The organism is Roseovarius sp., from assembly GCF_048262375.1.
In the GTDB taxonomy this organism is placed as follows: domain Bacteria; phylum Pseudomonadota; class Alphaproteobacteria; order Rhodobacterales; family Rhodobacteraceae; genus Roseovarius.
This window is the reverse complement of the sequence record NZ_JBLXFE010000001.1, coordinates 25,227-44,901: the sequence shown is the minus strand read 5'-3', so window position 1 is coordinate 44,901 and position 19,675 is coordinate 25,227. Positions and strand designations below refer to the sequence as shown.

The following is a 19,675-nucleotide window of genomic DNA, read 5'->3' as shown; positions in this document are numbered from 1 at the left end:
TCGGCGGCACCGCAGATGGTGGCAAGGCGCGCGCCCTGTCTCTATAGTGACGTGAGGGCAAAGGGGGAATGGACCGTGCGACATGTGATTGGACTGATCGGAGCATTGTTGATCCTTGGCTCCGCCCCGGCGCAGGCGGAGCGTGCAACGCTCCACGCGCATGTCTTTGGCAATTCTCTCGTGCATCACCTCAGCGACGATCCGGCCACGAATGTGCCCTATTGGCTGGCGCGGCTGGCGCAGGCGGGGGGGCGCGATCTGGCCCTTTCGGGGCAATGGGGGTTTCTGCGTGATTTCGCGACCAAAGGTGTTGCGCCCAACTGGTCGTTTGACGGTGTGGGCGTGCGGCGAGGGGCGGCGGATACCGTTCTCATCACCCCTGCGAATTTCATTCAAGGTCAAGCGCCGGATGCACCGTTTGAGGGCGACAATCCGGGTCGCGCCAGCCCGGTTTCGGTGACGCTTGACGTGATCGACCAAGCGACCGGCGATTGGCCCGGCGCGCGGGTGCTGATCTATGAGGGATGGCCCGATATGGGCGCCTTCACCCGAGGCTTTCCGCCCTCGGCCCGAAATCTGCGGCGCTGGCATGGCTATGCGCTGAGCGAATATCACGACTGGTTTCGCGATTATGTGGCCGCTTTGCAGGCGGCGCGGCCAGAGGTGGACATCACGCTCTTGCCTGTCTCGTCCGTGCTCACGGGGTTGCAAACCGGCGTTCTGGAGGATGTGCCTGTCGAGGCGCTCTATTCGGACGACGCGCCGCATGGCACCGCGACCCTCTATTTTCTGGCCGCTCTGGTCACCTATAGCGCGCTCTATGAGACCTCCGCGCCGGTGGCGTTTGAATTGCCCGCACGCCTGCATCCGCAGGTGCGTGACCAATACGCTCGGCTTATTGAGGAGGTGGCGCAGGGTTTGGGGCTGCGCGATGAGGCGCGGACCGCAAAGCCGGTGCAGACCGTGCAACAGACCGATGCCGCACCCGGCGTGGGGTTGGCCAATCCCAGCCTCGGCATAGGGTTGAACGGGATTGCCGATTGGTCGAGCCAGCATCCGTTCGTCGATGTGATGAAAACCGCGCGCCCTTGGATTGGGCATACAGCAAAGGATTGGGGGGCGTATTCGACCGAAGCCTTGCGGGCCGGGGGTTATCTTGATGAATTTGGCTGGCCGCTGGCGCTGCCGGATGGGGCCAAGGCGCTGGAGGCGTTCATCCTGACCGATCAGCCCGAGGGGGCCACGCATCTGACTGGCCGCTATGTGCTGCGCTACACTGGCAAGGGCGTGATCCGCGTCGTCGGGCGCGCCGACAATGTGCGCTATGATTACAGCAAGCGCGAGGTGCGGTTTGATGTGATGCCCGGCGCGGGACCGGTCGCGCTCACCCTGCTTGAGACCCAGCCGGGCAACCCATTGCGCGACATAACCATCGTGCGCGAGGATCAGCTGGCCCTGCACGAGTTGGGGGTGATTTTTAACCCGCTCTGGATCGAAAAGATCGCCGATCTGCGGGTGATCCGGTTCATGGACTGGATGTTCACCAATGGCGCAACACAGACGGGCTGGGCGGATCGTCCGGTGCAGCAGGACGCCAGCTATGTCTGGCGCGGCGTGCCGGTCGAGGTGATGGTTGATCTCGCCAATCAGATCGGGGCCGACCCTTGGGTGAACATGCCGCATGCCGGGAACGACGCCTATTTCCGGGGCTTTGCCACCTATATGCGTGACCATCTCGATCCCGGTTTGCACGCGCATGTCGAATATTCCAATGAGATCTGGAATTTCATGTTCCCCCAGACGGTCTGGGCGCGGGATCAGGCGCTGGCGCTTTGGGGCGAGGCGGCAGGCGATGATGCATGGATGCAGTTTGCCGGGCTGCGTGCGGCGCAGATGGCCGATATCTGGCGCGCGATCTATGCCGGGCAAGACGACCGCTTGCAGATCGTCATCGGAACACATACCGGCTGGCCGGGATTGGAAGAGCCGCTGCTGATGGCCCCATTGGCACTGGAGCATGGACAACTGACAGAGCCCCCCGTGACGCGGTTTGATGCCTACGGCGTGACCGGCTATTTCGGCTATGAGCTGGGCAGCGAAGATCAGGCGCGCGCGGTGCTGGCGTGGATCGCCGCGAGCGAGGCCGTGGCCCGCGCCAAGGCGGTCGAGACCGGGGCAGACCCCGAGGCCTATGTGGCCGCACATGGGCATGATCTGGCCTATGATCTGGCCGCAGAGGCGTTGCGTCAGGGATCACTGGGCGAGTTGCTGCGCGACACCCTGCCCTATCACGCGCAGGTCGCGGCACGGCACGGCCTGCGATTGGTGATGTATGAGGGCGGCACGCATGTGGTTGGGCAGGGTGCGGTGGTCGAGAATGACGCGCTGACCGATTTCTTTGTCGGGTTCAATTACAGCCCACAGATGGGGGCGCTCTATGATGCGCTGATGACCGGCTGGACGGCGGCGGGCGGCACACTCTTTAATGCGTTTGTCGATGTGGCGGCCCCGTCGAAATGGGGCAGTTGGGGCGCGTTGCGGTATTTGAACGACAGCACCGCGCGTTGGGATGCGCTGATGCGCGCCAATGCGGTCGCGCCGACGTGGGATGGCACGCGCGACACCGATGTATTTTTGCAGGGTGTGACACTGCGGGCAGCCCCCGGTGGCGCCCGGCTCGATGGCACGGCCAAGGCCGATATTCTGTTGGGGGATGCCGGCGATGACGTTCTCATAGGGCATGGCGGCAATGACCGGATGCACGGCGGCGGGGGCCGTGATCTGGCAATCCTGCCGGGAGCGCGGGACGCGTATGGAATCGGGCGCGACGGCGTGCGGGTGATCTTGGAGGGGCCACAGGGCGCGGTTACGCTGGTCGATGTCGAGGCGGTGGAATTTGCCGCCACACCCGGTCAGGCCGTGGCGCTCAGCGATCTGATGTAGGCGCGAGATTGGCGGCCCGCATCCCCCGGAGAAATCCCAGAACCTCTTCCGCGACCACCTTTGAATGGCTGATCGGCCCCATATGCCCGGCCCCTTGGACACTCACGCGGCGGGCGTTTGGCAAGCGCGCCGCCAGTCCGGCGTTGATCACGCCGATGATCTCGGGTGAGGTGCTGCCCTCCATCAAGAGCGTCGGCGCGCCGATCCTCTCCAACGCGCCGCTGGCCAGCATCCCGCCTGCATCCCCGTAGAGCGCAGGGTTCGCCGCCTCGATCAGCGGCATTTGCGCCGCCATGGCGCGGCGGGCGGCCTCGGGCAGAACCGTCCATCCGCGCCGATCGCCCCAGACATGGGTGAACCCCACTGCTGCGCGGTAAAAATCACCTGCCGCCATGCCTGCACCATATTCCGCCATTTCGGCCTCATGGCCTGCGCGCACGTCAGGGCGATCGTGCAGGGCGACGGCAAAAAACACCGGTTCATAGAGAATCAGGGACCGCACCAGTTCGGGATGCTCAACCGCCAGCCGCAGCGCCACCGTCGCCCCAAAGGAATGACCGATGATATCGGTGGGCGCGTCCAGAAAATCCGCCGCCATTGCGGTGCTGACCGCCTGAATCTCGCCCTGCCCTTGCCATGCGCCGCTGTGCCCGTGTCCCGGCAGATCGAACGCGGTCAAACGCAATGCGTCCCCAAGCGCGCGTGCCAAGGGCCCCCAACTGCCGGAATGGGCCAGCGAGCAATGAATGGCCAGCGCCCGGCGCGACCCCGTGCCTATTTCTGTCCAATGGGTGGGAAATCCCCCCCGGATGTCCTGCGGCATCGGATCAGAGCTTGCCCGCCAGATGCAGGTCGAGATCCTCAAGCCGGTCCTGACCCCAGAAATTCTGGCCGCTATCCACCACATAGAAAGGCGCACCAAAGACGCCCGCCGCCACCGCCTGTTCAAGATTGGAGGCATAGGTTTCCGCACCGCTGAGCAGCCCCTTGTCCGCCAGCGCCGGATCAAATCCGGCACGGCTCAGGCAATCTCGGATCACCTCGTCCTCGGCGATGTTGCGCTCTTCCGCCCAGCAGGCGCGCAGAATGGATTGCACCAACGCCCCCAGATCGCCGCCGCCTGCCGCCTGTGCCGCGATGATGGCATAGGACGAGGGGGCCGGGTTGGTCGGCCAAAAGGCAGGCTTCAATGTCAGGGCCATACCGCGCTTTTTCGCCTGACGCGGCAATTCCTGATTGCGATAGGCCGTGCGCGACGGATGCCGGTCCGCCGGTGCGGCCCCCCCCGTGCGCGCAAAAAGCGCCATGATATCGAGCGGTTTATAGGTGATGCTCGCGCCGTGCCGCGCGGCGATCTCTTCTAATCCCGCACCCGCGAGATAGGCATAGGGGGAGAGGGTCGAGAAATAATAGTCAATATGGGGCATTTCTGCACGTTCCCTTGCTGCATCACTTTGCCTGAGCATGACCACATGCTAAGCGGTGTCAACATCACGAATCTGTCATATTGCACAGCCGGGGACACATAATGCCAGCCACATCGCAACCGAAGCTCATTTCGGGCAATGCCAACCTGCCGCTTGCCACGGCCATTGCCCGTCGAATGTCGATGCATCGTGGCGTCAACGTGGGGTTGGTGGATGCGCGGGTCGAGCGCTTCAACGATCAGGAAATCTTTGTCGAGGTTTATGAGAACGTGCGCGGCGAGGACATGTTTATTATCCAGCCTACGTCGAACCCGGCCAATGACAACCTGATGGAACTCTTGATCATGGCCGACGCGCTGCGCCGGTCCTCAGCGGCGCGCATCACTGCCGTGATCCCCTATTTCGGCTATGCGCGGCAGGATCGCCGCTCCAAGGCGCGGACACCGATTTCGGCCAAGCTTGTTGCCAACATGATCGTCGAGGCCGGGGTCGAGCGGGTGCTGACCATGGATCTGCATGCCGCCCAGATTCAGGGCTTTTTCGACATTCCAGTGGACAACCTTTACGCCTCACCGATTTTTGCGCTGGATATCATGACGCAATTCAAGGGCTGCATACAGGATGTGATGGTGGTCTCGCCCGACGTGGGCGGGGTGGCGCGGGCCCGCGAACTGGCCAAGCGGATCACCGCCCCCCTGTCGATCGTCGATAAGCGCCGGGAAAAAGCAGGCGAGGTCGCCGAGATGACCGTGATCGGCGATGTCACAGATAAAATCTGCATCATCGTCGATGACATGTGTGACACTGCCGGCACCATGTGCAAGGCCGCTGAGGTGCTGCTGGAAAACGGCGCACGCGAGGTGCATGCCTATACCACCCATGGCGTGATGTCCGGCCCGGCGGTCGAGCGGATCACCAAATCCGTGCTGAAATCCATGGTGATCACCGATACGATCCTGCCCACCGATGCGGTGCGCGCGACCCCGAATATCCGCATCATCCCCACGGCCCCGGTCTTTGCCCAGGCGATCCTCAACATCTGGAACGGCACCAGCGTGTCGTCGCTGTTTGACACGCCGACGCTGGAGCCGGTCTATGAGGGCCAGTTTGGCGGCTAAGGGCACACCCGTGCCGCATTCGGTTTCATGATCGGGTATGGAACCCTGGATCCTCATTTCAATCGCAGCGGCAGCGTTTCAGACGCTGCGCTTCATGCTGCAAAAGCACCTCAGCATGGGGGCGCTCAGTGCGGGCGGGGCGACGCTGGCGCGGTTCTTTTATTCCGCGCCTTTCGTTGTGGCGCTGTCGCTGGGGTATCTGGCGGCGACGGATGCCGTTTGGCCGGGCTACACCCCGCTCTTTTGGGCCTATGCCGTGGCGGGCGGGCTCGCACAAATACTCGCGACATGGTGCGTGGTGGCCCTCTTTGCCGAGCGTAATTTCGCGGTGGGCATCACCTTCAAGAAAACCGAAGTGGTGCAAACCGCCCTCGTGGGCCTCGTCATCCTTGGCGACCGGATCACGTGGCTGGGGCTTGGTGCGATCCTCTTGGGGCTGATCGGGGTGCTGATCCTGTCGGACATGCCGGGGCTTGAGGGCCGCTGGTGGCGGCGCTTGGGCAATCGCGCGGCGGCGCTTGGGCTGGCGTCGGGGGCGTTCTTTGCGATCTCGGCAGTGGGCTATCGTGGTGCAACACTGGAAATTGCCAGCGAGGACGCGCTCTTGCGCGCGGGTCTGTCGCTGATGGTGGTGACAGTGATGCAGGCGGCAGCACTCACGCTGTGGCTGATGTGGCGCGAACCCGGACAGGTCGGGCGCGTCGTCGCAGCGCGGCGCACGGCGGTCTGGATGGGATTGACCGGCATGGCCGGAAGCCTGTGCTGGTTCACGGCCTTTACCCTGCAAAATGCGGCGATGGTCTTTGCGGTGGGTCAGGTTGAGGTGATCTTTTCGCTCTTCGCTTCAGTTTTGTTCTTTGGCGAGCGCATTACCCGGCGCGAGGGCTGGGGGATTGCGTTGATCACCCTGTCGGTGATGGCGGTGGTGGCGCTCAGGTAGGGGACGGCTCAGCCGCGCGGGGCGCGCGCAGCATCCCCCTTCACCCGGCCGCCGCCCCCTTGAGCCGCAAAAACAGGCTCTCCTCGTCGTCGTTGCGAAAGAAGGGCACCGAGGCTGGCGGGTTGCGGTCATGCGCACGCGCCGTGACCTCGGCCAAAACCACCTCGGTGATGAAGGGCAGATCAAAGCGGCGGGCATCCTCCAGCGGAATCCACTGCAAATGGCTCAATTCTTCGCAGGCGGCAGAGAAATCATCCAGATCGCCCGCCAGCGCCTCGGCATGCACGAGAAAGAACCGCGCATCAAACCGGCGTGGGCGTCCCGGCGGGGTGATGGCGCGAAACACGAATTGCAAAGGATCAGCCACCGGCACCAGACCACGCGCGGCAAAACCCGCCCAATCGCCGGGCACCGCATTCGGCCACGCACCGGGCATACCAAGCGCCAGCCCGGTTTCTTCCCACAGCTCGCGGATTGCCGCCGCAGCCAGCGCATGGCTCAGATCGCGGTCACAATCCTCCGTCAGACGTTCGGCACAGAGCGGCGGCAGCGGACGCCCCAGCGGAATATCCGCATCCCCCGCATCCACCGCCCCACCGGGAAAGACAAATTTGTTGGGCATGAACGCCGCGGTCGCCCCGCGCTGTCCCATCAGGACATGCGGGCGCTCCGGATCACGCAAAACGATCACGGTCGCGGCGTCGCGTATGGCGGTTTTGTCGATTGCGGTCATGCCTGCCCCCTTAACGGCGAGGCTATTGGCTCTGTTCGAACCCATGCATCAACCGCGCCCATTGAAAGGCCACGATAGCCCCCTTCAACCGAGGCAGAAGGTAGAGCGACAGTGCGATGGTGCCAATAGCGAATATGGTGAACAGCACCAGCGGTTCAGGCCGCCATTGCACAAAGGCGATATGCAGAAGCGGCGCCATCAGATGCCCGACGATCAGAATCGTAAGATAGGCCGGTCCATCATCGGCGCGCGCATGGCTCAGGTCCTCGCGGCACACCGGGCAGGTGTCGCGCAGCTTGAGATAGCTGCTGAGGATCGGACCACTCCCACATTTGGGACATTTACGAGAAAATCCCCGGCGCAACGCAGGCCAAAGGGCTCGGTCAGACTGAACAGCGGTAGAATCGAGCATAGGGCGCCTCTTATTGCGTTTGCGCAAACATCGCACATCGGCGGTCTAACCGAAAGACGACCGACCGTCCTTGCGGCGCGATGTCGCAAAGATGGTTCCCATCTGCAAATATTTTCACCATCCGCGACGGAGCCGCCCGAGACCTGCGTTAGAGCCCTCAGAAACGCCGCGATGACCGGGGCGCTTCGCGAAATGCCACAACGATCCCTGAGGGAGATTAGACTATGAACAAGACCGTTTTGATGCTGGGTCTGACGACCGCGATTCTGGCCGGTGGGCTGAGTATGGCACAGGCCGATAGCCGTATGGGAAAAATGGGTATGGGTATGGGCAAAGGCATGGGCATGCAGCACAGCTTTGAGGATCTGGATGCCGACGGCGACGGCAAGATTACCCCGGAGGAAATGACCGCCCAAATGCAGGCGCGTTTCGAGGGGGCCGATACCGATGGCGACGGGGCCCTGTCCAAAGACGAGCTGGTTGCGCGCATGATCGAGCGTCAGGCCGAGCGCATGGCCGCCTATGCCGATCACATGATCGAGCGGCACGACGCCAATAGCGATGGCAAGCTCACCTCGGATGAAATGCAGGCCCGCCACAAGGGCAACATCTTTGACAGGATGGACACCGATGGCGACGGCGCGATTTCCAAGGAAGAATTTGCCGAGATGCGCGGTCAGCATGGCCAGCATGGCCAGCATCACGGCAAGATGATAGACAACAAGGCAAGCGAGTAACAAGGGGCGGCGCGGGCATGGCCCCGCGCCGGGCCTCTGGTCAGAGGCCCGTCTGAAGGATACGCTTGAGGGCGATGCGCATGCCATTCGACGCCATGGAGGAACTTCCCGACGACGCGCTTTTGGCGCGCTTCGCTGGCGGCGATGCCATGGCCGCGCGTGTCCTGACCCTGCGACTCACGCCGCGCGTTCTGGCGCATGCCTACCGCCTGCTTGGCAGCAGGGCCGAGGCCGAGGATATCGCGCAAGAGGCGATGCTCCGGCTCTGGCGACAGGCCCCTGACTGGCGCAGCGGCGAGGCCAAGGTCAGCACATGGCTCTACCGGGTGGTGGCCAATCTGTGCATTGATCGCCGCCGCCGAACGCGCGGCGGCTCGGTGCCGCTCGATGCCATCCCCGAACCCGAAGATGGGCAGGCCAGCGCCGCCGACCGGATGCAGGAACGCGCCCGCGCCGACGCACTGCAATCCGCACTGGATCAGTTGCCGGAACGGCAGCGTCAGGCGGTGGTGCTGCGGCATATCGAAGGGCTGGCGAACCCCGAGATCGCCGAAATCATGGACGTGACCGTTGAAGCGGTCGAGAGTCTGACCTCGCGTGGAAAACGCGCGCTCAGCGCGCAGCTTGCGGGACGACAAGAGGAGTTGGGATATGCCGATGAGCGATAAGGACAAGGATGTCACAGGGTTGGAGGCGTTCTTTGACGCCGCCCGCACCCATGCGCCCGCGCCATCGGCGGATCTGATGGCCCGCGTGCTGAACGGTGCAGAGGCGGAACAGGCCCGGCTGCGCCGCCGCGCGCAGGTTGCGGACGCAACGCCGCAATCCGGCCTTTTGGAGCAAATTTATCGCCTTTTGGGCGGCTGGCCCGCCATGGCGGGGCTCACGACGGCGGCGCTTACCGGTATATGGATCGGCACCGGTCTGCCTGAGGGGCTGTTGGCTGGCGGTGCAGAGGCGGCCTATCTGGTCGATATCGCACCGGACGCGGTGTTTGAACTGGCGGGGGATTTCTGATGGCTGAGCAACATGACACCGCGGGTCAGATGACGCCTTGGGTACGGGCGCTTCTGGTGGTCTCTCTGGCGCTCAACCTTGCGGTTGCAGGGCTGGCGGCGGGCTGGGCGTTGCGGCATAGCGGCAATTACTCCGGGCATCACCCATCCCGCCTTGATATGGTGGGGGGACCGCTCACGCGCGCGCTGTCCGATGAGGACCGTCAAAAGATCAGCCGCGCCATGCGTGCGGCATGGCGTGCGCACGCGGGCACCGGCCCCAGCATCGGGGACAGCTTTGACGCGTTGGTGATAGATCTGCGCGCCGTGCCGTTTGATGCCGACCGGGTCGCCGCGCAAATGCGCGCCCAGCGCGACGGCTTTGCCGCCCGTTTCGAGATGGGACAAGTCGCGCTGATGGCGCATCTCGCCCAGATGAGCAACGCCGAACGCGCCGCCTATGCCGACCGGCTTGAGGCGCAGATCGCTGACTACCGCGCCATGCGCGCGCAACATCGCCGGGACTGACGCCGCTCACCCCCGCCGCAACGCGCGCGGCGTGGTGCCATACTGCCGCCGCAGCGCACGGGTCATTGCCGCCGGGGATTCATAGCCTGAGCGCAGCGCGATTTCAGCCATGCCAAGGCGTGTATTCTCCACCAGCTTGCGCGCCGCCGCCAGCCGCAGATGGCGGTACACCGCGCCGGGGGGCGCACCCAGCCCCGCCCGAAACCGTCGGTCCAGCGTGCGCGGCTGACACGACAACCGCCGCGCCAGATCCGCCAGCGACAGCGGCCGTTCAACGTGATCGCGCATGAGCGCCAGCGCCCGGCGCAACAGCGGATCCCCCACCGCCTCGCCGTCGCGCGCCGGGGCCAAGGGCGGATCGCCATGCAAAAACAGCGCCTCAACATCCAGCCGCACCGCCACGCCAAGATGATCACTGATCAACCCCAGCGTCAGATCAAGCGCCGACATCGCCCCGGCACAGGTCATACGCGGCCCGTCGCGCAGCACCCGCGCACGCTCGGGCGTGACCGCCAGAAACCGCTCGGTAAAGGTATCAAGCAGGTCCCAATGCACCGTTGCGCGCCGCCCGTCCAAGAGCCCCGCCGACGCCAAGAGCCACGGCCCTGCATCCAGCCCCACCGTTACCCCCGCCCGTCGCGCCGCCGCCTGAAGCGCGCGCCGCGTGGCGGCAGTGTCATGCCGGTCGTGGTCATAGCTGGCCAGCACAAAGAGGTAATCACAGGCCGTCAGCGCCTTCAGCCCGCCATGCGCCAAGACTTCGATTCCACTGGAAGAGCGCGCAGGCGCACCGTCCAGTGTCAGGATCTGCCAGTCAAATCCGCGCCGGGGCGCCAACGTGTTTGCGGCACGCAAAGGCTCCAGGCAATTCGCAAGGCAGAGGTTCGAGAACCTGTCAAAGAGCAGGAGTGCGATGCGCGTCGGCGCGTGCGGTGATTTTGTCCATTCCGGCATGATTTTTGTCTGATACCGCAAAATCAAATGCCACACCAGCACGATAGGCTGATCCCAGCACGCAAACCGGAGGATGCCATGCCGCTCACCATGAACCGCGAGGTTTTCATCACCTGTGCCGTCACCGGATCCGGCGCCACACAAGACAAAAGCCCGCATGTCCCGCGCTCACCCAAAGAGATTGCCGAGAGCGCGATTGCCGCCGCGCAGGCCGGGGCGGCGGTGGTGCATTGCCACGTCCGCGACCCCGAAACCGGCACGCCGTCGCGCGATCCCAAACTCTATCGCGAACTCACCGACCGCATCCGCGACAGCGCCACCGATGTTGTCCTCAACCTGACGGCGGGCATGGGCGGTGACATGATCTTTGGCGGGGTGGAATCCCCCCTGCCCCTCTCGAGCAAAGGCACCGACATGGCCGGGGCAACAGAGCGCGTCGCGCATGTGGCCGAATGCCTGCCCGAGATTTGCACGCTCGACTGCGGCACGATGAATTTCGCCGAGGCCGATTATGTCATGACCAACACCCCCGGCATGTTGCAGGCCATGGGCCGGATGATGACCGAATTGGGCGTAAAGCCGGAGATCGAGGCGTTTGACACCGGTCACCTCTGGTATGCCAAGCAACTGGTCAAAGATGGCATTCTGGAACCCGATGCGCTGGTGCAGCTTTGCATGGGCGTGCCGTGGGGCGCGCCCGATGATCTCAACACCTTCATGGCGATGGTCAATAATGTGCCTGACAACTGGACCTTTTCCGCCTTCGCGCTTGGCCGCCACCAGATGCCTTATGTCGCCGCCTCGGTGCTGGCGGGCGGGCATGTCCGGGTGGGGCTTGAGGATAATCTTCTGCTGGATCGCGGCGTATTGGCCACCAATGCGCAATTGGTGGATCGCGCAAAGGGCATTATCGAAGGGCTTGGCGCACGGCTGATGACCCCTGCGGAAGTGCGCCAGAAACTGCACCTGACCAAACGGGCCCCGCGCGGATGAGCCAACGCATTGTGATCACCGGCGGCGCGTCGGGGATCGGGCGCAGGCTCGCTGAGCGCTTTGCCGCGCGCGGCGACCGGGTGGCAATTTGCGATGCCGATGGCGATGCTGTGGCCCGGATGCAGGCGGATCACCCTTTGATGATAGCCCGTCAGGCCGATGTGACCGACGAGGCGCAGATGACCGCGTTTCTGGGACAGGTCGAGGCCGAATGGGGCGGTGCCGATGTGCTCTGCGCCAATGCTGGCACTGGCGGCCCCGCGGGCCGGATCGAAGACCTGGATTATGCCGAGTGGCAGGCCTGCGTCGGCGTCAATCTCTTTGGCACCTTCCTCGCCTGCCGTTGGGCGGCGCGGGTGATGCGGGCGCAGGGCGCGGGGCTGATCCTGCTGACCACCTCCACCTCAGGCCTGCACGGCGTGCCCTATCGCACGCCCTATGTCGCGGCCAAATGGGGGCTGGTGGGACTGACCAAGACCCTCGCGATGGAGCTTGGCCCCGCCGGTGTGCGCGTCAACGCAATTGCCCCCGGCGCGGTCGAGGGCGCGCGGATGGAGCGCGTGGTAGAAATGGAGGCCCGCGCCTCGGGCCGGACCGAGGATGAGGTGCGCACGCTCTATGCACGCGGCACCAGCCTGCGCACATGGGTCACAGCGGATGATTTGGCGGATATGGCGCTGTTCCTCGCCTCGCCCGCCGCAAGCAAGGTTACGGGCCAGATTTTGGCCGTGGACGGACATACGGAGAGCATGGTGTAATGACGAAAACAGCAGCAATCATTGGCGGTGGCGTGATCGGCGGTGGCTGGGCCGCGCGGTTCCTTCTCAATGGCTGGGATGTACGGGTGTTCGACCCCGACCCAGAGGCAGAACGCAATATCGGCGAGGTGCTGGCCAATGCGCGCCACGCCCTGCCGATGCTCTATGATGTGGCCTTGCCTGACGAAGGGCAGCTTAGCTTTCACCCCACCATGTCCGAGACCGTCGCCGGGGCAGAGTGGATTCAGGAAAGCGTGCCCGAGAGGTTGGAGCTAAAGCGCAAAGTGTTCCAAACCCTTCAAGAGCATTGCGACCCAACCGCGATCATCGGCTCATCGACCTCTGGCTTTAAACCTTCGGAATTGCAGGGCTGCGCCAGCCGTCCCGAACAGATCGTCGTCACCCATCCGTTCAACCCGGTCTACCTCTTGCCGCTGATCGAACTGGTGACAACCGAGAAAAACAGCCCCGCCCTTATCACCCGCGCCAAGGATATCCTCACCTCTCTCGGCCAATTTCCCCTGCATGTGCAAAAGGAAATCGACGCCCATATCGCGGATCGTTTCCTCGAGGCCGTGTGGCGCGAAGCGCTCTGGCTGATCAAGGACGGCATCGCCACGACCGAGGAAATCGACAACGCCATCCGCTACGGCTTTGGCCTGCGTTGGGGGCAGATGGGCCTGTTCGAAACCTACCGCATCGCGGGCGGCGAGGCGGGCATGCGGCATTTCATCGACCAGTTCGGCCCCTGCCTCTCTTGGCCTTGGACCAAGCTGATGGATGTGCCGGAATTGACCGATGAACTGGCGCAGATGATCGCCGATCAATCGGATGCGCAATCCGGCCACCTCAGCATCCGCGCACTGGAACGTAAACGCGACAATAACCTCATCGCCATGATGCGCGCGCTGCGCCAGCAGGGCAATGCGGCGGGGCGGCTGATCAACGAACATCAGGCGAGCCTCAAAACAGCACTCACCGACGGGCCACCGATCATCAGCGCCCGCCGCGTCATCCCCGCCGACTGGACCGATTACAACGGCCATATGAACGAAGGCCGTTTTGGCCAGCTCTTCAGCGATGCCGCCGACGCGGTGATGACCCATGTCGGCGCCGATGCCGATTATATCGCGGGCGGGCTCAGCTATTTCACCGTCGAGAACACCATCAGCTTTCTGGCCGAGGCCCATGCCGGCGAACCTGTCCGCGTCGAGACACGCGTGACCCAAGGCGAGGGCAAGAAACTACGCTGTTTCCACGAAATGCGGCGCGAGAGCGATGCTGAGCTTTTGGCGACCTCGGATCAGTTCATGCTGCATGTCGATCTCAAAACCCGCAAATCCTGCGAGCCGCGCGCCGATGTTCTGGCCCGGGTCGAGGCATTGGCGCAACTGCACAAGGAGGCATGAGATGCATTTCAGCCTGACCGACGAACAGGAAATGATCGTCTCGACCGTGCGCAGCTTTGTCGAGAATGAAATTTACCCCCACGAGACACTGGTCGAGCGTACCGGCGAAGTGCCCCCCGAGGTGGCCCAGGCCATCAAGCAAAAAACCATCGACCTCGGGTTTTACGCCTGCAACTTTCCCGAAGACGTCGGTGGCGCGGGGCTGTCCCATCTCGAATTCGCGCTGGTCGAGCGCGAATTGGGGCGTGGCTCCATGGCGCTCACGCATTTCTTTGGCCGCCCGCAGAACATCCTGATGGCCTGCAAGGGCGAACAGATCGAGCGCTACCTGCACCCTGCGGTGCGCGGCGAACGGATGGATGCGCTCGCCATGACCGAACCGGGGGCGGGATCTGACGTGCGCGGCATGAAATGCTCGGCACGGCGCGAGGGCGGCGACTGGATCCTGAACGGCACCAAACATTTCACCTCGGGCGCCGATCACGCCGATTTCGTCATCGTCTTTGTCGCCACCGGCGAAGATCAGACCGACAAAGGCCCGAAAAAGCGTATCACCACCTTCCTCGTGGATCGCGGCACGCCCGGTTTTACCATCCGCCACGGCTATAACTCGGTCAGCCATCGCGGCTACAAGAACATGGTACTGGAATTCGACGATTGCCGCCTGCCCGACGCGCAGGTGCTGGGCGAGGTTGACGGCGGTTTCGCGGTGATGAACGAATGGCTCTACGCCACCCGCATCACCGTGGCCACCATGGCGGTGGGCCGGGCGCGCCGCTGCTTTGACCACGCGCTCAGCTACGCCGCCGAGCGCGAACAATTCGGTCAGGCGATTGGCAAGTTTCAGGGCGTCAGCTTTCAACTGGCCGACATGATCACCGAAATCGACGCCGCCGACCTCTTGACGCTCAACGCCGCGTGGCGGCTGGATCAGGGCCTGCCTGCCAATCGCGAAATCGCCAGCGCCAAGCTCTATGCCTCCGAAATGCTGGCGCGCGTCACCGATGCAACGCTGCAAATCCATGGCGGCATGGGGCTGATGGACGACCTGCCGATTGAACGATTCTGGCGCGATGCCCGCGTTGAACGCATCTGGGACGGCACGTCGGAGATCCAGCGCCATATCATCAGCCGCGAGATGCTGCGGCCTCTGGGGGCGTAATGACACCGCCGCCCGCGCCCCGCCTGAGGACCCGGTTGGGGGCGCTGCCCCCAAACCCCCGAAGTATTTCTGGCCAGATGAAACAGGTGCACCCCCCGCCCGATCAGAGCAGGGGGCTTCACCTGGCGCGGTCATCGGCTCCCCAGCCTGTACCGCAGTCTCAGACTCTCAGAAAATGGTTAAGCAACCGTTTCATCTGGCCAGAAATACCTCGGGGTGAATGGCCCGCAGGGCCAGAGGGGCAGCGCCCCTCCGATTTCCTCTCTCAAAGTGTCCAGTCATGACCCAAGATCTCTCTCGCTTGCTGCGCCCCGCCTCCATCGCCGTGATCGGTGGTGGCACATGGTGCGCCAATCTCATGCGCCAATGCGCACGCATGGGCTTTGTCGGGCCGGTCTGGCCGGTGCATCCCACCAAGTCAGAAATCGGCGGTGCGCGCACCTATGCGTCGCTTGACGCCCTGCCCGGCGCGCCCGATGCCGTCTTTGTCGGCGTCAACCGCGAGGCGACCATCACCACCATCGCGCAGCTTCGAGACATGGGTGCGGGCGGCGCTGTCTGCTTTGCCGCAGGCTTTCTCGAAGCCGAGGCCGAACTGGGCGACGGAGCGCAGATGCAGGCGCGGCTTCTCAAGGCGGCGGGCGAGATGCCCATCATCGGTCCCAATTGCTATGGCTTCGTCAATTATCTCGATGGTGCACTGCTCTGGCCCGATCAGCATGGCGGTCGGCGCTGCGCGGCGGGCGTGGCGATCCTTACCCAAAGCTCGAACATCGCCATCAACCTCAGCATGCAGGCACGTGGCCTGCCCATCGCCTATCTGATGACTGCGGGCAATCAGGCGCAGCTTGGTCTTTCGGACCTTGGTCGCGCGCTTCTGGAGGATCCGCGCGTCACCGCGCTTGGCCTGCATATCGAAGGGGTGGGCGATCTGCGCGCCTTCGAAGCACTGGCAGATGCGGCGCGCGCGACGGGCAAACCCATCGTCGCCCTCAAATCCGGCCGCTCAGAGCAGGCGCGCGCCGCCACGCAATCGCACACCGCCTCGCTGGCGGGCAGCGGCGCGGGGGCAGCGGCGCTGCTGGCGCGGCTGGGTATCGCGCAGGTGACATCGCTGCCGCAACTGCTGGAGACCCTCAAGCTTTTGCATTTCGCAGGCCCCCTGCCCGGACATGCCGTGGCCTCGATTTCCTGCTCGGGCGGCGAGGCCAGTCTGATGGCCGACACCGCGCTTGACCATGACATTACTCTGCCGCCGCTCACGATCGCACAGGCCAGCGCCCTGCGCGCGGCCCTCGGGCCACGGGTGGCGCTGGCCAATCCGCTGGACTACCACACCTTCATCTGGGGCGACGTGCCCGCCATGGCCGACACGTTCAGCGCCGCGCTGGATGGGCCTGCGGATATCGGCGTTCTGATCGCCGATTTCCCGCGCGCCGACCGCTGCGACGCCTCTGCGTGGGAATGTATTTTCGAGGCGGGCGCCGAGGCGCAGCGCCGGGTAGGCAAGCCGCTGGCCCTCATCGCCACATTGCCCGATTGCCTGCCCGAGGCCATGGCAGAGCGCGCCATCGCAAACGGGTTGATCCCGCTGGCGGGGCTCGATGACGGCCTTGCCGCCATCGCCCGCGCGGCATGGTTGGGAGAGGCGCGCGCCACCCCTGCGCCCTTGCTGCTGCCCGGCACTCCCCAGCAGGTCTGCACCCTGACCGAAGCCGAGGCCAAGGCGGCGCTCGCTGCCCACGGTCTGCGCATCCCGCACGCGCGCCGTGCGCCCTCAGCCGCTGATCTTGCCGGAATCCTGAACGACATGCCCCTGCCGCTGGTGATCAAGGCCGAGGGGCTGGCGCATAAGACCGAGGCAGGCGGCGTGGTCTTTGCCCGCACCGCAGAGGATCTGCCCGAGGCGCGGGCCAGGGCCTTGGCCATGCCTTGCCAGAGCTGGCTGATTGAAGAGATGATCGAGAGCCCGATCGCCGAACTGCTGATCGGCGTGCTGCGCGACCCCGCGCATGGCTTTGTGCTGACCCTTGGCGCGGGGGGCACCCTAACCGAGATCCTGCGCGATACCGTTTCGCTGCTCTTGCCGGTGACGGACACCGACCTCACTGATGCGCTGGAGCGTCTGCGCCTTGCACCGCTGCTCAACGGCTATCGCGGCCAGCCCGCCGCCTGTCGCGCCGCGATCCTGCGTGCTATTCAGGCGGTGCAGGAGTATGTCACCGTCCATGCCGCCACCCTCGAAGAGGTGGAAATCAACCCGCTCCTCTGCACCGCCGCTGACGCGGTCGCGGTGGATGCGCTCATCACCAAGGGAGAGAAACCATGACCGACACGCCCGTCAAGACAGAACGCCGTGGCGCGGTGCTCGAAGTGACGCTGGATCGCCCCAAGGCCAATGCCATCGACGCCACCACCAGCCGGATCATGGGTGAGGTATTCCGCGACTTCCGCGACGATCCAGACCTGCGCGTGGCAATCCTGACCGGCGCGGGCGAAAAATTCTTCTGCCCCGGCTGGGATCTCAAATCCGCAGCCCAAGGCGAAGCGCCCGATAGCGACTATGGCGTCGGCGGCTTTGGCGGCCTTCAGGAATTGCGCGGGATGAACAAGCCGGTGATTGCCGCCGTCAATGGCATCGCCTGCGGCGGCGGGCTGGAACTGGCGCTCTCGGCCGATATCATCCTTGCGGCCGAGCATGCCACATTTGCCCTGCCCGAAATCCGCTCTGGCACCGTGGCCGATGCCGCCAGCGTGAAACTGCCCAAGCGCATCCCCTATCACATCGCCATGGAACTCCTGATCACCGGCCGCTGGTTCGATGCCAAGGAGGCGGCGCAATGGGGGCTGATCAACCATATCCACCCCGCCGACCGGCTGATGGATGAGGCCCGCGCCATGGCCGACACCATCGCCTCTGGCCCGCCGCTGGTCTATGCTGCGATCAAGGAGATCGTGCGCGAGGCCGAGGCGATGCGCTTTCAGGATGCGATGAACCGGATCACCGGGCGACAATTCGAGACAGTGGACATCCTCTATGCCTCCGAGGATCAGCAAGAGGGCGCGCGCGCCTTTGCTGAAAAACGCGATCCGGTCTGGACCGGGCGCTGACAGCGGGAGAGACCGTGCCGCCGCAGGGCGTGATTTGCCCTGAAGCGGCATGGCCCCCGGCAGATAGGCCGACCAACCCCGTATGACCCCGACGCGTTGCACGGCGTCTCAAAATCAGCAGTCCGGGTGCTATGGTGTGCTATGCTCACAGCCTATCCGCAGGCTCTGCTCCTTGTGGCGACGCGCGGGGGCCAGCCCCCGCACCCCCGAGGTATTTTGGGCCAGATGACATCACACCCGTTCGATGGCGATCGCCGTTCCCTCTCCGCCACCGATGCAGATGGCTGCGACGCCGCGTTTCAATCCGCGTGTTTCCAGCGCATTGAGCAGCGTCACCATGATCCGCGCGCCAGACGCGCCAATCGGATGACCCAAGGCACAGGCACCGCCGTTGACGTTGACCTTGTCACGCGGCAGGCCCATCTCATGCATAAAGGCCATGGGCACCACGGCAAAGGCCTCGTTCACCTCCCAGAGATCGACATCCGCAATGCTCCAGCCCAACCGCTCCAAGAGTTTGCGCGCGGCGGGAACAGGTGCTGTGGTAAACAGACCGGGGGCCTGTGCATGGCTGGCATGGCCCATGATCCGGGCGCGAACCTCCAGGCCCTGCGCCTCGACCGCGCTGCGCGAGGCCAGAACCAATGCCGCCGCACCATCGCTGATCGAGCTGGAATTGGCCGCCGTCACTGTGCCCCCTGCCCGAAACGCCGGCTTCAACTCTGGTATCTTTTCGGGCCGGGCCTTGGCGGGCTGTTCGTCAGCGGAAACAACCACCGCACCCTTGCGGGTTTGGACAGTCACCGGCGCAATCTCACGCGCGAACGCCCCCGAGGCCTGCGCATCCAATGCGCCTTGCAAAGAGGCCAGCGCATAGGCGTCCTGCGCCTCGCGGGTGAATTGAAACGCCTCCGCGCAATCCTCGGCGAATGTGCCCATCAGCCGCCCCTTGTCATAGGCATCCTCGAGACCGTCCAGAAACATGTGATCAACCACCTGCGCATGGCCCAACCGTGCCCCACCGCGCATCTTGGGCAAGAGATACGGCGCGCCGGACATCGATTCCATGCCACCCGCGAGCATCACCTGTGCCTGGCCCAATGCGATCTGGTCAAACGCCACCATCGCCGCCTTCATGCCTGATCCGCACATCTTGTTCAGCGTGGTGGCGGGCACTTCTTCGCCCAAGCCCCCCAGAAACCCGGCCTGCCGTGCCGGAGCCTGCCCCTGACCCGCAGGCAAGACACAGCCCATCAGCACCTCATCGACCGTTTCAGCCCGCGCATCCGCCAATGCCGCGCGAATCGCAGCCCCGCCGAGCACCGCCGCAGGCACACCGTCGAAATCGCCCTGAAATCCACCCATGGGCGTGCGCGCCGCCCCTGCAATAAACACCTCTTGCATGTTTGCCTCCTCGCAAATCCTGATCCTGCATACCGAATGGTAAGGAATTGG

General features: G+C 64.3%; 19 protein-coding genes. 13 read left to right on the top strand and 6 right to left on the bottom strand.

Annotated features, from left to right (window positions below):
- Window positions 1-75 precede the first annotated feature (75 nt).
- A complete protein-coding gene (locus ACN0SW_RS00210) occupies window positions 76-2,943 on the top strand; it encodes a calcium-binding protein (protein WP_417725872.1) in 2,868 nt (955 codons plus the stop codon).
- On the opposite strand, the gene ACN0SW_RS00205 is transcribed toward ACN0SW_RS00210, so the two are convergent.
- Entirely contained in the window at window positions 2,927-3,808 is an 882-nt protein-coding gene (locus ACN0SW_RS00205; protein WP_417725871.1) for an alpha/beta fold hydrolase, read from the bottom strand. The genes ACN0SW_RS00210 and ACN0SW_RS00205 overlap by 17 nt on opposite strands.
- Window positions 3,771-4,370, bottom strand: coding sequence for a 2-hydroxychromene-2-carboxylate isomerase (locus ACN0SW_RS00200; RefSeq protein ID WP_417725870.1), 600 nt, complete (start codon window positions 4,368-4,370; stop codon window positions 3,771-3,773). Before ACN0SW_RS00200 ends, ACN0SW_RS00205 begins: the two co-directional genes overlap by 38 nt.
- A 101-nt stretch (window positions 4,371-4,471) precedes the next feature.
- Here ACN0SW_RS00200 and ACN0SW_RS00195 point away from each other — a divergent pair, with 101 nt between their 5' ends.
- Window positions 4,472-5,488 (top strand): ribose-phosphate pyrophosphokinase, encoded by a 1,017-nt coding sequence (locus tag ACN0SW_RS00195; RefSeq protein WP_417725869.1) that lies wholly within the window; start codon window positions 4,472-4,474, stop codon window positions 5,486-5,488.
- A gap of 37 nt (window positions 5,489-5,525) precedes the next feature.
- Entirely contained in the window at window positions 5,526-6,428 is a 903-nt protein-coding gene (locus tag ACN0SW_RS00190) for an EamA family transporter (RefSeq protein ID WP_417725868.1), read from the top strand.
- Between the two features lie 40 nt (window positions 6,429-6,468).
- Here ACN0SW_RS00190 and ACN0SW_RS00185 read toward each other — a convergent pair whose 3' ends face one another.
- Both ACN0SW_RS00185 and ACN0SW_RS00180 read right to left on the bottom strand, forming a co-directional pair.
- On the bottom strand, window positions 6,469-7,161 hold the full coding sequence (locus ACN0SW_RS00185) for an NUDIX hydrolase (RefSeq protein ID WP_417725867.1): 693 nt from the start codon (window positions 7,159-7,161) through the stop codon (window positions 6,469-6,471).
- Between the two features lie 22 nt (window positions 7,162-7,183).
- A complete protein-coding gene (locus ACN0SW_RS00180) occupies window positions 7,184-7,573 on the bottom strand; it encodes a DUF983 domain-containing protein (RefSeq protein ID WP_417725866.1) in 390 nt (129 codons plus the stop codon).
- 224 nt (window positions 7,574-7,797) lie between these two features.
- Here ACN0SW_RS00180 and ACN0SW_RS00175 point away from each other — a divergent pair, with 224 nt between their 5' ends.
- The 4 genes from ACN0SW_RS00175 to ACN0SW_RS00160 all read left to right on the top strand — a co-directional run bounded on the left by ACN0SW_RS00175 (window position 7,798) and on the right by ACN0SW_RS00160 (window position 9,833).
- Window positions 7,798-8,310, top strand: coding sequence for an EF-hand domain-containing protein (locus tag ACN0SW_RS00175; protein WP_417725865.1), 513 nt, complete (start codon window positions 7,798-7,800; stop codon window positions 8,308-8,310).
- Between the two features lie 74 nt (window positions 8,311-8,384).
- Window positions 8,385-8,978, top strand: coding sequence for an RNA polymerase sigma factor (locus tag ACN0SW_RS00170; protein ID WP_417725864.1), 594 nt, complete (start codon window positions 8,385-8,387; stop codon window positions 8,976-8,978).
- Window positions 8,968-9,327: a hypothetical protein gene (locus ACN0SW_RS00165; protein WP_417725863.1), complete on the top strand. Its 360-nt coding sequence runs from the start codon at window positions 8,968-8,970 to the stop codon at window positions 9,325-9,327. Before ACN0SW_RS00170 ends, ACN0SW_RS00165 begins: the two co-directional genes overlap by 11 nt.
- Complete coding sequence (locus tag ACN0SW_RS00160; protein WP_417725862.1) at window positions 9,327-9,833, top strand: periplasmic heavy metal sensor; 507 nt, start codon at window positions 9,327-9,329, stop codon at window positions 9,831-9,833. The genes ACN0SW_RS00165 and ACN0SW_RS00160 overlap by 1 nt, the downstream gene beginning before the upstream one ends.
- Before the next feature lie 6 nt (window positions 9,834-9,839).
- Here the strand turns inward: ACN0SW_RS00160 and ACN0SW_RS00155 are convergent, their stop codons facing one another.
- Window positions 9,840-10,787, bottom strand: coding sequence for a GlxA family transcriptional regulator (locus ACN0SW_RS00155; RefSeq protein ID WP_417725861.1), 948 nt, complete (start codon window positions 10,785-10,787; stop codon window positions 9,840-9,842).
- A 78-nt stretch (window positions 10,788-10,865) separates the two neighbouring features.
- Between ACN0SW_RS00155 and ACN0SW_RS00150 the strand changes: the two genes are divergently transcribed.
- The 6 genes from ACN0SW_RS00150 (at window position 10,866) to ACN0SW_RS00125 (ending at window position 18,220) form a co-directional block, all read left to right on the top strand.
- Complete coding sequence (locus ACN0SW_RS00150; RefSeq protein ID WP_417725860.1) at window positions 10,866-11,780, top strand: 3-keto-5-aminohexanoate cleavage protein; 915 nt, start codon at window positions 10,866-10,868, stop codon at window positions 11,778-11,780.
- On the top strand, window positions 11,777-12,538 hold the full coding sequence (locus ACN0SW_RS00145; protein WP_417725859.1) for an SDR family oxidoreductase: 762 nt from the start codon (window positions 11,777-11,779) through the stop codon (window positions 12,536-12,538). The genes ACN0SW_RS00150 and ACN0SW_RS00145 overlap by 4 nt, the downstream gene beginning before the upstream one ends.
- A complete protein-coding gene (locus ACN0SW_RS00140) occupies window positions 12,538-13,947 on the top strand; it encodes a carnitine 3-dehydrogenase (RefSeq protein ID WP_417725858.1) in 1,410 nt (469 codons plus the stop codon). The genes ACN0SW_RS00145 and ACN0SW_RS00140 overlap by 1 nt, the downstream gene beginning before the upstream one ends.
- A 1-nt stretch (window position 13,948) precedes the next feature.
- The gene (locus ACN0SW_RS00135; RefSeq protein ID WP_417725857.1) at window positions 13,949-15,109 is read left to right on the top strand and encodes an acyl-CoA dehydrogenase family protein; all 1,161 of its coding nucleotides are present in this window, start codon (window positions 13,949-13,951) and stop codon (window positions 15,107-15,109) included.
- Between the two features lie 280 nt (window positions 15,110-15,389).
- Window positions 15,390-17,438: an acetate--CoA ligase family protein gene (locus ACN0SW_RS00130; RefSeq protein ID WP_417725856.1), complete on the top strand. Its 2,049-nt coding sequence runs from the start codon at window positions 15,390-15,392 to the stop codon at window positions 17,436-17,438.
- Window positions 17,435-18,220: a carnitinyl-CoA dehydratase gene (locus tag ACN0SW_RS00125; protein ID WP_417725855.1), complete on the top strand. Its 786-nt coding sequence runs from the start codon at window positions 17,435-17,437 to the stop codon at window positions 18,218-18,220. Before ACN0SW_RS00130 ends, ACN0SW_RS00125 begins: the two co-directional genes overlap by 4 nt.
- Window positions 18,221-18,451: 231 nt before the next feature.
- On the opposite strand, the gene ACN0SW_RS00120 is transcribed toward ACN0SW_RS00125, so the two are convergent.
- Window positions 18,452-19,624, bottom strand: coding sequence for a thiolase family protein (locus tag ACN0SW_RS00120; protein WP_417725854.1), 1,173 nt, complete (start codon window positions 19,622-19,624; stop codon window positions 18,452-18,454).
- Window positions 19,625-19,675: the final 51 nt, after the last annotated feature.